The organism is uncultured Desulfovibrio sp. (assembly GCF_944324525.1).
Taxonomy (GTDB): Bacteria; Desulfobacterota; Desulfovibrionia; order Desulfovibrionales; family Desulfovibrionaceae; genus Desulfovibrio.
The window spans coordinates 1-11,381 of sequence record NZ_CALUWS010000064.1 but is presented as its reverse complement, the minus strand read 5'-3'; the positions used below and the strand labels follow the sequence as shown (position 1 = coordinate 11,381).

Annotated in this window: 7 protein-coding genes and 2 pseudogenes; 6 read left to right on the top strand and 3 right to left on the bottom strand. The window is 66.3% G+C overall.

From position 1 onward, the window contains the following. The first annotated feature begins 142 nt into the window (after positions 1-142). From Q0K12_RS11585 to Q0K12_RS11560, 6 genes are all read left to right on the top strand, one after another. Positions 143-2,149: a cobyrinate a,c-diamide synthase gene (locus tag Q0K12_RS11585; protein WP_297263116.1), complete on the top strand. Its 2,007-nt coding sequence runs from the start codon at positions 143-145 to the stop codon at positions 2,147-2,149. Beyond that, a complete protein-coding gene (locus Q0K12_RS11580; RefSeq protein ID WP_297263115.1) occupies positions 2,146-4,782 on the top strand; it encodes a cobyric acid synthase in 2,637 nt (878 codons plus the stop codon). The genes Q0K12_RS11585 and Q0K12_RS11580 overlap by 4 nt, the downstream gene beginning before the upstream one ends. Beyond that, positions 4,782-5,771 (top strand): adenosylcobinamide-phosphate synthase CbiB, encoded by a 990-nt coding sequence (gene cbiB / locus Q0K12_RS11575; protein WP_297263113.1) that lies wholly within the window; start codon positions 4,782-4,784, stop codon positions 5,769-5,771. The genes Q0K12_RS11580 and cbiB overlap by 1 nt, the downstream gene beginning before the upstream one ends. Positions 5,772-5,825: 54 nt before the next feature. Next, entirely contained in the window at positions 5,826-6,860 is a 1,035-nt protein-coding gene (gene cobT, locus Q0K12_RS11570) for a nicotinate-nucleotide--dimethylbenzimidazole phosphoribosyltransferase (protein ID WP_297263110.1), read from the top strand. After that, positions 6,857-7,612 (top strand): adenosylcobinamide-GDP ribazoletransferase, encoded by a 756-nt coding sequence (gene cobS, locus Q0K12_RS11565; protein ID WP_297263107.1) that lies wholly within the window; start codon positions 6,857-6,859, stop codon positions 7,610-7,612. The genes cobT and cobS overlap by 4 nt, the downstream gene beginning before the upstream one ends. Before the next feature lie 67 nt (positions 7,613-7,679). After that, positions 7,680-8,288, top strand: a complete 609-nt coding sequence (locus Q0K12_RS11560; protein ID WP_297263105.1) for a bifunctional adenosylcobinamide kinase/adenosylcobinamide-phosphate guanylyltransferase — start codon at positions 7,680-7,682, stop codon at positions 8,286-8,288. Positions 8,289-8,506: 218 nt separating this feature from the next. Here Q0K12_RS11560 and Q0K12_RS11555 read toward each other — a convergent pair. From Q0K12_RS11555 to Q0K12_RS11545, 3 genes and pseudogenes are all read right to left on the bottom strand, one after another. Beyond that, positions 8,507-8,806: pseudogene (locus Q0K12_RS11555) on the bottom strand (flagellin); the annotation flags it as partial. 600 nt (positions 8,807-9,406) lie between these two features. Beyond that, a pseudogene (locus tag Q0K12_RS11550) lies at positions 9,407-9,964 on the bottom strand (flagellin); the annotation flags it as partial. A gap of 247 nt (positions 9,965-10,211) precedes the next feature. Continuing rightward, a complete protein-coding gene (locus Q0K12_RS11545) occupies positions 10,212-11,285 on the bottom strand; it encodes an Rpn family recombination-promoting nuclease/putative transposase (protein ID WP_297263103.1) in 1,074 nt (357 codons plus the stop codon). Between the last annotated feature and the right edge of the window lie 96 nt (positions 11,286-11,381).

The following is an 11,381-nucleotide window of genomic DNA, read 5'->3' as shown; positions in this document are numbered from 1 at the left end:
GGCCCAAAGTGAGCGGAAAAACCGCGCTTTTTCCGCGAAACGCCAGGCCGTATGGTTTGAAACGCAAAGCGTTTCAAACTGGAATTGCTCTATTGAGCGTCAGTAAAAATGCGATGACAGTCCAAGAGGAAAAGGTGGCCGCATGACGACATTCCACGCCTTTTGCCTTGCCGCGCCCCGTTCCGGCGAAGGCAAGACCACGCTCAGCACGGCGCTCATGCGTGCGCTGACGCTGCGGGGTCTGCGCGTGCAGGGGTTCAAATGCGGCCCGGACTACATCGATCCCACCTTTCACGCGCTGGCCACGGGCCGTCCGGCCTGCAATGTGGACACCTGGATGATGGGCCGCTCCGGCGTGCGTCTGCTCTGGGACATGCAGGCGCATGATGCGGACGTGGCCATTTGTGAAGGCGTTATGGGCCTGCTGGACGGACGCGGCCCCGACAGCCTCGAAGGCAGCACGCTGGACTGCGCGCGCAGTCTGGGCATCCCGCTGGTGCTGGTCTGCAACGTGCGGGGCATGGCGGCCTCCCTTGCGGCGCTGGTGGCGGGCTTCCGGGATCATGCGGCCCGCTGGGGCGTCCGCATGGCCGGGGTCATCGCCAATGGCGTAGGCAGCGCCCGCCATGCCGATCTGCTGCGCCGCGCGCTGGAGCGGGAACAACTCCCGCCCCTGCTCGGGGCCTTGCCGCGTGACGGCCGCTGGACCCTGCCCGAGCGTCAGCTCGGCCTGCTGCCCGCCGAAGAAGCGGGCTGCTCGACGGACTGGCTGGATGCGCTGGCCACGGCCGTGACGGAAGCCGTCGATCTGGATGGCCTGCTGTCCCGGACGCGCTGTCCGCGTCCGGCCGCGCCCGCTCCCCTGCCCGCCGCGCCGTCCGCTGCCGCCCGTCCGCCGCGCCGCATGGCCGTGGCCAAGGATCAGGCCTTTTGTTTCTACTATGCCGCCAATGAGCGCATCCTCAGGGAACGCGGCTGGGAGCTGATCCCCTTTTCCCCGCTCACGGACACGGCCCTGCCGCCGGATGCGGAGGCTCTCTATCTGGGCGGCGGCTATCCTGAAGTCTTTGCCGAGCAGCTCGCGGACAATGCGGCCATGCGCGCGGCCATCCGAGACTTTGCCGCGCGCGGCGGCGAGATCTATGCCGAATGCGGCGGCTACATGTATTTGTGCCGCGAGCTGATCACCACTGACGCCGGGAACGAGGAACGCCACTGGCCCATGTGCGGCGTGCTGGACGCCACGGCCCGCATGGGCGGACGCCTGCGCTCCCTCGGCTATCGTGAGGTCTCCCTGCTCACGGACGCGCCCTTCGGCCTGCCGGGCCATACCCTGCGCGGCCACGAATTCCACTGGTCGGACATCGAGCTGCACCGCCCTTATGCGCCGCTCTACACGGTGCGGGACAGCCGGGGGGAACACACGGCGGGCGTGGCGCACGGCGCGGTGCGGGCAGGCTATGTGCATCTGTTCTGGGGCCTTGCCCAGAGTGGCGCGGACGGCACGGACGACACGCCCGCCGTCCCTGACGGCAACCCGTCGCCCGCACCGGAACACGCCCCGGCGGCGGACAAGACGTCTCGCGGACAGGTCATCCTCCTCAACGGCCCTTCCAGCGCGGGCAAGACCACGCTGGCCCGCGCCCTGCAGGCGGCCCTCCTGCGCGATCACGGCCGGCACTCGCTCCTGCTTGCCGTGGACGACTTCCTCCGGGCGGCGTCCGGCGGGCAGGAATCCGTGCTGGCGGCGCTGGCGGCAACGGACCTGCCGCTCATCGAAAGTTTCCATGCGGCCGTGGCCGCTGCCGCGCAGGCCGGGGGCTGGGTCATCGTGGACCATGTGGTGGGCGAGCGCGCGCACTGGGTGGAGGATCTTTTCCGCCGCCTTGAGGGCGTGAATGTGCTCCGCGTGCAGATGGAATGCGATCCCGACGAACTGCGGCAGCGGGAATGCCGCCGCACCGATCGTACGCCGGACTGGCCCCATGCCGCCCGGCAGGCCCGGCATATCCATACCCCGCTGACGGCACAGGTCCGGCTGGATACCACCCGCGCCCGGCCCGAGGACAACGCCGCCTGCATCCTGTCCCTTCTTTTTCCTGACGGGCCGAACGCGCCCGCTCCCGAACATCCGCGAGGTCATCCATGAAGGCAGACGCCCACGGCGGCAACCGCCACGCCATGAGCAGGACAGCAGGCAGGGATGCCGCTTCCCTGCTGGATTTCAGCGTCAATGTCCGTCCCGAGGGCATGCCCGATTTCCTGCGGGCGGCCCTGCTGCGCAACGAGGCGGCCCTGAGCGCCTATCCGTCCCCGCAGGCGGAGGAGGCCCGCGAGGCCGCCGCCCGCCGTTACGGCCTGCCCGCCTCCCGCTTCGTTTTCGGCAACGGCAGCAATGAGCTTATCCATGCGCTGGCCCGCGCCCTTGTCCGACGCGGCATGACCACGGCCTGCGTGGTGGAACCGGCCTTCAGCGAGTATGCGCTGGCCTGTGAGCGGGCCGGGATGCGCATCATCCGCCTGCGCGATCAGGAAGCCATCCCCCTGCCGCAAGGCTCCGGCGTGCCGCCGCTGGCGGAAGGGCTTGAGGCCGTGCCGCAGGGCAGCCCCCTCTTTCTGGCCAATCCCGGCAATCCTTCCGGTCTGTTCCGCTCGCCGGAGACCCTGCGCCGACTCATGGCCCGGCGGCCTGATCTGCTCTGGGTGCTGGACGAGGCCTTTGTGGAATACGCCGGGCCGGAACCGGAAGTCTCCCTGCTGGGCGATCTGCCGGAACAGGCCGTGGTGCTGCGCTCCCTGACCAAGTTCCACGCCCTGCCCGGCCTGCGGCTGGGTTTCCTGGCCGCTTCCGAGACGCTGGCCGCCGCCGTGCAGGCGGAACTGCCGGTCTGGAACGTCAACGGCCTTGCGCTGGCCGCCGCCGTGGCCGTGCTGGAAGATGCCTCCGGCTTTGCCGAGGACACCCGCACGACCAATGCCCAACGCCGCGCCCATCTGGCGGCGGCGCTGGCCGCCCTGCCCGGCGTGGAGGTTTTTCCCTCGGCGGCCAATTATGTGCTTTTCCGCTGCGCGCAGGCCCCGGCGGACCTCAACGACCGTCTCCTGCGCCGCTACGGCATGGCCGTGCGGGACTGCTCCAATTACGACGGCATGGCGGGCGGCGGCTGGTTCCGGGCGGCGGTGCGCTTCCCGCACGAGCATGAACGGCTTGCCGCCGCGCTGGCGGACATCCTGAGCGAGGCGCGGGGCCGCCCCGCGTCCCCGCGTCCGGCCGGCCGCCCCCGCGTACCGGCCCTCATGCTGCAGGGCACATCCTCCAATGCGGGCAAGAGCATCCTTGCCGCGGCCTTCTGCCGCATCTTCCGGCAGGACGGCTACGACGTCGCCCCCTTCAAGGCGCAGAACATGTCCCTCAATTCCGGCGTCACCGCCGCCGGGGACGAGATGGGACGCGCCCAGATCCTGCAGGCCCAGGCCGCCCGGCTTGACCCGGAGGCCCGCATGAATCCCATCCTGCTCAAGCCCCATTCCGATACCGGCTCGCAGGTGGTGCTGCTGGGGCAGCCCGTGGGGCACTTCGGCGTGCGCGACTACTACCGCCGCAAGGACGAACTCTGGCAGCGGGTGGCCGCCGCCTACGACAGTCTGGCCGAAGAACACGAGATCATGGTGCTGGAAGGCGCGGGCAGCCCCGGAGAGATCAACCTCAAACAGCATGATCTGGTCAACATGCGCATGGCCCGCCATGCGGAGGCCTCGGTGCTGCTGGTGGGGGATATCGACCGCGGCGGCGTCTATGCCTCCTTCCTCGGTACCTGGCTGACCTTCACCCTTGGGGAGCGCCGCCTGCTGCACGGCTATCTTGTCAACCGTTTCCGGGGGGATGCGAGCCTGCTGGCTCCGGCGCATGATTATCTGCGGGAACATACGGGCGTCCCGGTGCTGGGCGTGGTGCCCTATATCCGCGATCTCAATCTTCCCGAAGAGGATATGGCCGGTTTTTGCTGGAGCGACGCCGCCCCGGCCGGGCCCGTCCCGCCGGGGGTACTGGACATTGCGGTGGTCATGCTGCCGCATGTCTCCAACTTCACCGATTTCGCGCCGCTGGACATGGAGCCGGACGTGCGCCTGCGGCCTGTGCGCCGTGTTGAGGAATGGGGCGACCCGCATGTGGTCATGCTGCCCGGTTCCAAGAGCGTGGTGCCGGATCTGGCCGAACTGCGCCGCAACGGGCTGGCCGAACGCATCCAGGCCCACGCCGCGCAGGGGAAATGGCTGTTCGGCATTTGCGGCGGCCTGCAGATCATGGGCCGCAGCATCCTTGACCCCGACGGGGTGGAGTCCGCCTCGCCGGAAGTGCCCGGCCTGGGCATCATGGAGCTGCATTCCACCTTTGCGGCGGACAAGACCCTCATCCGCGTGGAGCGGGCCGAAAGCCCGCTGGGCGTGCCCACCGGCGGCTATGAGATCCACCACGGCCTCACCCGTCACGGCCCGTCCGCCCGTCCGCTCTTCCTGCGCCGCGGGCAGGACGGCCGCTCTGCGGCGGATGACGTCTGCGGCTATGTCAGCGGGCGCAACTGGGCCACCTACCTGCACGGCGTCTTTGATGACGACGCCTTCCGCCGCGCCTGGCTCGACCATGTGCGGGCGGATGTGGGCCTTGCGCCGCAGGGCCGTCAGCTTGCCTCCTATGATCTGGAAAAGGCGCTGGACCGTCTGGCGGACGTGGTGCGCGAACATGTGGATCTGTCCGCCATCTACCGGAATATGGGGTTGTGATGGATACGGCCGTCCTGCTCTTCCTGCCCGCCGCCCTGCTGCTGGACAGCCTGCTGGGCGAGCCTCCCGCCGCCTGGCACCCTGTCTGCGGCATGGGACGGCTGGCCCTGTGGGCGGAGGGCCTGCTCCGGCGCGGGCCCAACGGGCCGGGCATGTTCCTGCGCGGCCTGCTGGCCTGCCTGCTGGTGGTGCTGCCCTGTCTGCTGGCGGCCTCCCTCCTTGTCCTGCTTGCCGCACGGGCGGGCTTGGGTCTGGATTGGCTTGCCGCCGTGCTGCTGGTCTATGTCTGCCTTGCGCCGCGCAGTCTGGCCGAGCATGCCCTGCGGGTGGCCGCGCCCCTGCGGCGCGGGGACGTGCCCGCCGCCCGGCGTGCCGTCTCCCTGCTGGTGGGCCGCCGCACCGAGGCGCTGGACGCTCACGGCGTGGCCCGCGCCTGTGTGGAGAGCGTGGCGGAGAACATGACCGACGGCGTGCTGGCCACGCTCTTCTGGGCCGCCTGCGGCCTGCTGCTCTTCGGCCTGCCGGGGGCCGCCGCCTGCGCGGCGCTGCACCGGGCCGCCAATGTGCTGGACGCCATGTGGGGCAAGCGCAACGACACCTACCGTAATTTCGGCACGGCCGCCGCGCGCCTGGACGATCTGCTCAATGCGCTCCCGGCCCGCCTGTCCCTGCCCTGCACGGCGCTGGCGGCGGTCTTCGTGCCCGGCGCGCGGGCCATACAGGCTCTTGTGCGGGGCTGGCATGACCGCTACGCGCACGAGAGCCCCAATTCCGCCTGGAGCGAAGCCGCCTTTGCCGGGGCGCTGGGCCTGCGTCTGGGCGGCCCCGCCGTCTACGGCAGCCTGATCGTGGAACATCCGTGGCTCGGCATCGGTACGCCGCAGGCCACGGAACGTCATATCCTGCTGGCCGTCCGCCTCATGCGGGCGACGGTCGCGCTCACTGCTGTTGTCCTCAGCCTCGTGTCATGGGGAGTCATGCGCGGCTGATCCGCGCCTCTTCCCCCAACCTGCCCTTGCGGCAGCCCTCTGCAGGAGACGATCATGCGGCATCTGACCTTCCCTCCCTTTTCCCAACAGGCGGCCGACGCCGTCCGGCAGCGGCTGGACAGTCTGGCCAAGGTGCCGGGCAGCCTGGGCGAGCTGGAAGAGCTGGCCATCCGGCTCGGCGGCATCACGGATGACGCGCGCCCGTCCTTCCCCCACAAGGCGGTGGTGCTCTTTGCCGGGGATCACGGCATCACCGCCAAAGGGGTCAGCGCCACCGGCCCGGAAGTGACCGCCATACAGGTACGCAACTTCCTTGCCGGGGGCGGCACCATCAATGCTTTCTGCCGCAACGCCGGGGCGCGTCTGGTGGTGGTGGACGTGGGCGTGGCCGATGCGCTGGAAGGCGCGGAGGGGCTGGTGCGCCGCAAGGTCATGCCCGGCAGCCGCGACTTCAGCGAAGGCCCGGCCATGACGCGGGAGGAGGCCCTTGCCTGTCTGCAGGTGGGCATCGACATGGCGCGTGAGGAAGCGAAACGTGGCACGCGACTGCTGGCGGCCGGGGAGATGGGCATCGGCAACACCTCGCCCTCTTCCGCCATCGCCGCCGTGCTGACGGGCGCGCCGGTGGAAGAGGTGACGGGCCTTGGTTCGGGCATCTCGTCCGAGAGCCTGCGCCGCAAGACCGACCTCATCCGGCAGGGCATCGCCCGCAACCAGCCCGACCCGTCCGACCCGCTGGACGTGCTGGCCAAGGTGGGCGGCACGGAGCTGGCCGCCATGGCGGGCCTTATGCTCGGCGGCGCATCGCTGCGCATCCCGGTGGTGGTGGACGGCTTCATCGCCGGAGCAGCCGCCGCCATTGCGGTGGGGCTGCATCCCGAGGCGCGTGCCCTGCTCGTGGGCTCCCATGCCTCCGTGGAGCCGGGGCATCGCCTGCTCATGCGGCATCTCGGCATCCCGACCTACACGAATTTCGGTCTGCGTCTCGGCGAGGGCACCGGGGCGGCGCTGCTCTTCCCCATCATCGACGCCAGCGTGCGCATCCTCACGGAGATGCGGACCCTGGCGGAACTGGACATCCGGCGATGATGCTGCGCGCCGCTCTCGCCTTCTTTACCCGCCTGCCGGTCGGCGCCCTCCCGCCCGGCACGGGCCTGTACGGCATCATGACCTGGCTCCCCACGGTCGGGATGATCATCGGCCTGCTGGCGGCCTGCGCGCTGTGGGCCGCCATGCAGCTGCTGCCGCCCGTGCTGTGCGGGTTCATCGGCTGCCTTGTCTGGGTGGGGATCACCGGCGGACTGCATCTTGACGGCGTGGCGGACTGCGGGGACGGCCTGCTGGTGGAGGCCCCCCCGGCCCGGCGGCTGGAGATCATGAAGGACTCCCGTCTGGGTACCTTCGGCGCGCTGGCCCTCTTTTTCGTCCTGGGCGGCAAGGCGGCTGCTCTGGGCGTCATGGCGGATACGTCGGCCTTGGCCGAGGCGAGCTTCTGGGCGCTGGCCGGCATGTGCTGCATGGCGGCCGTCACGGCGCGCAGTCTGGTCTTTGTGGCCCTGCTGCTGCCCTGCGCCCGGCCCGGCGGCCTGGGGAACGCCATGAACGACGGCGCCACGGCCCGCAGCCGTCTGGCGGCCCTGCTGCTGACGCTCTTTTTCTGCCTGTGCACCGGCTGGCGGGGCTTGGCGGCCCTGCTGACCGCCCTTGCGGTGACGGCCCTGCTGCTCTCGGCGGCCTTGCGCCGTCTGGGCGGCGTGACCGGGGACGTGTTCGGCTGTCTGATCGAGCTTACGGAAAGCTGCATGCTGATGGTCTTCTGTCTGCCGCAGGGGGAAGTCTGAAGCCGTGTCCTTGCTGTTCCGGCCACGCTCCGCATGTGCCGTCCTTTTCCCCTGAACGGAGTCCCGCATGTCTGAACCCGAACTGACCCTCTATCTGGGCGGCACGCGCAGCGGCAAGAGCGCCGCGGCCGAGGCGCACGCCCTGCGCAACGGCGGGCCTGTGCTCTATGTGGCCACGGCCATGCCCCAGCCGGACGATCCGGCCATGTGCGAACGCATCCGCCGTCACCGCCAGCGGCGGCCGGACTCCTGGCGGCTGCTGGAATGTCCGCGCCGTCTGGCCCCCGCCGTGGCGGCCGCCTGGGAGGAGATGCGCTCCGACGCGCCCGGCGACGGCGGTCAGGCCACCATCCTTGTGGACTGCGTGACCCTCTGGGTGACCAACCTCCTCCTCTCCCTGCCCGAACAGCAGGACGCCGGCGCGCTGGAGCGCCTCGTGACGGAAGAGGTCTCCGCCCTCATCGACCTGAGCCGCACCCTGCCCTGCCGCTGGGTCATCGTCTCCGGAGAGACGGGCCTTGGCGGCATTGGCGGCAATGCCCTGTCCCGGCAGTTCTGCGACGGGCTGGGCCTGGCCAATCAACTGCTGGCCGCCCGCGCGCAGGATGCTTTCCTTGTGGTGGCCGGACGCCTGCTGCGCCTTGCCCCGGCGGAGGAGGCGCTTTCGCGCGCGTGAGTTCGGCAGACCGCGCTTGACCGGTATGGCGACCTGCGCGGCGGCAACAAAAAGCCTTTTCCCGCACGGCAGGCATCGCGCCATGACGGGAAAAGGCGAAAAAAAGAAGGAGCCGAGCCTCCTTCCCCGCAGCAAAAAAAAGGCCCGCCTGGACGGCCACGCTCCAAGCGGGCCGTCCAGGCGAAGCAGAGGATGCAGGAGTAGCCTTCCCCCGAAACCTACCCCTGCAACAATTGCAGCAACATGTGCGGAAAGGCGTTGGCCTGGGCAAGCATGGAGGAGGCCGATTGCGTGAGTACCTGGTTGCGGACGAAGGTGGTCATTTCCGTGGCCACGTCCACGTCGGAAATGCGGGATTCGGCATTTTGCAGGTTTTCGGCCTGAATATTGAGGTTCGTGACGGTATTTTCCAGCCTGTTCTGCACCGCGCCGAGGTGGGCGCGAATCTGATCCTTGCGGGCAATGGCGTTGTCGATACGTTCCAGTCCCCGCTGAGCCAGTTCCTGCGTCTTGATGGACATGATGTCGCCGTTGGGATCGCCGGGGACGAAATCTCCGCCTCCGCCTGCTGTGGGCATCGCTGTCCAGGAGGCGGTGATGTTAAAAACTCCCCCTCCCGAAATAATAATAATTAAATCTTCAGTGACATTATCAATAGTTAGTTTTTCTGTATGATTAAAAGGTATTGTGGTATTATTACCATCACCCGTATATCCTATATGCATGCCATTTATTGAAAAATAATGTAACTGTGGATTTAATTGATCTATATATTGAAGATCTCCTCCTATTCCATTTAAAGAATTTCCATCATATTGTGCAGTAGGAAAAAAACCATTTTGCTCTGTTATAATATCTGCTTCCCTCGTTCCAAGTGGCCATCCTATACCATTTACTATAGTTCCTGCAATATGTTTTCCTGATCTAGTAAAAACTTGAATGTCATCTCGAATATTCCCATCGTTTATCGTAATATCAATGTCAGTTGAACCAGCAGGGATAATAGCAAACGACACAATCCCTGAATTAAATTGTTGCTGCGCATTTTGCTGCACCTTATCACTCAAAATTGGCACCCCACCATATCCCGCACCTCCCCCCCCCGCTCCCCCATCCCGCAAGCCAAGCCCGGCCAGCGTACAATCCCCAATCTCCACATAGTAGTAATCTTCCGCGCTGTCATTGGCCGTGCCGAAGTGAATCTTGAGCGCGCCGGTCGCTTCCATCTGCGAGCCGTCGTGCGGGCCGGAAAGCGAACCGTCCAGCAAATGGATGCCGTTGAAATCCGTGGCGCGGGCTATGCGCTCGATTTCCGAGGCCATCTGCTGGAATTCGCTGTCGATCATCAGGCGCTGGGTGGAATCGTAGGTGCCGGTGGCCGCCTGTTCGGCCAGTTCCTTCATGCGGATGAGCTTCTCGTCGATGACACCCAGCGCCCCGTCCGCCGTCTGAATCAGGGAGATGGCATCGTTGACGTTGCGCGCGCCCTGATGGAGGGTAGCCACATCCGCCCGCATCAGCTCCCTGATGGCCAGACCCGCCGCATCGTCCGCCGCGCGTTCCACGCGCAGTCCGGTGGACAGACGACGCACGGAGGTGGCCAGCTCATTGTAGTGAGCCTTGAGATGAAGGCTTGCATTGACGGCGAGAAGGTTGTTTCTGATGGAGGCGGTCATGGGCGTACTCTTGCGAAAGAAGTTACGGGGCGCGAGGCATTGCCGCCTCGGTTACGGGGCGCGTTCGCACAATATATATATATATATATATATCGGATGTGCGGCGCGTGTGGTCATCGACATGGCGTTGTTTCTCTTTTCGGGCGTGTGATTCTGTATCTTGTCAGTATCCATTACCAGCGGTTTGCTTGCGGCAACATCGCATGACGGGGCATTGACGTGGATATTTCGCATGAATTGTTGAAGGTTATGTTGCCTGACGCCGCCTCACTTCATCAAGAAAGTCGGCGTAGGAAGCGGCACGCAGCGCCGTCCGCATCAGGCCGCGCAGCTTCCGGGAATCCGTTATGGCCGTCAAGGCCTCTTCCACGGCTGGCGGCGGCGTTCCCAGGCGGGATTCCAGCAGGTCGCGAAGGATGAGCATCATGCCCCGGCTTTCCCCGATGGAAATCCCTTCCTCGCGTCCGATGGATATGCCTTCCTCGCGTCCGATGGACAAGCCCTCCTCGCGCCCTTCCTCGCGTCCCATGACGACGCCCTGCCGGATATATTCATCTTTCCATTGCGTTACTCGTTCCGCAAGCATGGCTCGCACCTCCAGCAAATCGTTTATTTCGGCTGTTCCCGCCGCCATTCCGGCGCGTTGCAGCACCACCCGCGCGATCCAGACCGTAAAGGCCCGGCGCAGACGCCGGTAGCGCGGTTCTTGCAGGCGTTCCGCAAGCTCATCCAGCAGGGGCAGCAGGTCTTCCGGTTTTTGCGCCCGTTCCAGACGCAACAGCAGCGCCGCAATGCCCGCGCTGGCATACAGATGTTCTTCGGATACCTGACTTTCTTCCAGAAGAAAATACCGCTGGCGCGGCTGGCAGGCCGCCAGCGGCCCGGAAAGGTCGGGCAGCAGTTCGGCCACATCCTGCCGCGCTGTCCAGCGGCGGCCGCCGTTGTACAGCACAATGGGGAAGACCGGCGGCAGACGGTCGCCCTCCCTGATTTCGCCCGTCCTGATCAGGTCCTGCCAGAGCAGGGCCGTATAGGCCAGCACGCGCACGGCCATCCAGTGATCCACCGAACTCTGAAATTCGAGCAGGACGTAAAGGTAACACCATGTATCGCCTTTCCAGCGCGCACGCCAGATCATGTCGTCATGGCGTTCGCGCAAATCGTCCGTCACATGGCTGCCGGAACAGCGTTCCAAGGTGCTGAAATCCAGTTCGGCAACGAAACGTTCCGGCACAAAATCGCGCAGCAGCGAGGCCAGCATTTCCGGATCGCTGAAAAGAGCCTTGTAACCCGTATCGTGCTGCATGTGGTTCCGCGACACATTCTCTCCCCGAAGTTCTTAGGGCCAGGACTCATTAAAGGTAAAAAATGACAATGGCAGCAATATGGATTGCCGAAAGGAATGTATGGGCACAGC

Bases quoted from the DNA above. Each gene is read 5' to 3' on its own strand.
- Q0K12_RS11580 (WP_297263115.1), top strand. From the start codon at position 2,146: ATGAAGGCAGACGCCCACGGCGGCAACCGCCACGCCATGAGCAGGACA.
- cobT (WP_297263110.1), top strand. From the start codon at position 5,826: ATGCGGCATCTGACCTTCCCTCCCTTTTCCCAACAGGCGGCCGACGCC.
- cobS (WP_297263107.1), top strand. From the start codon at position 6,857: ATGATGCTGCGCGCCGCTCTCGCCTTCTTTACCCGCCTGCCGGTCGGC.
- Q0K12_RS11585 (WP_297263116.1), top strand. From the start codon at position 143: ATGACGACATTCCACGCCTTTTGCCTTGCCGCGCCCCGTTCCGGCGAA.
- cbiB (WP_297263113.1), top strand. From the start codon at position 4,782: ATGGATACGGCCGTCCTGCTCTTCCTGCCCGCCGCCCTGCTGCTGGAC.
- Q0K12_RS11560 (WP_297263105.1), top strand. From the start codon at position 7,680: ATGTCTGAACCCGAACTGACCCTCTATCTGGGCGGCACGCGCAGCGGC.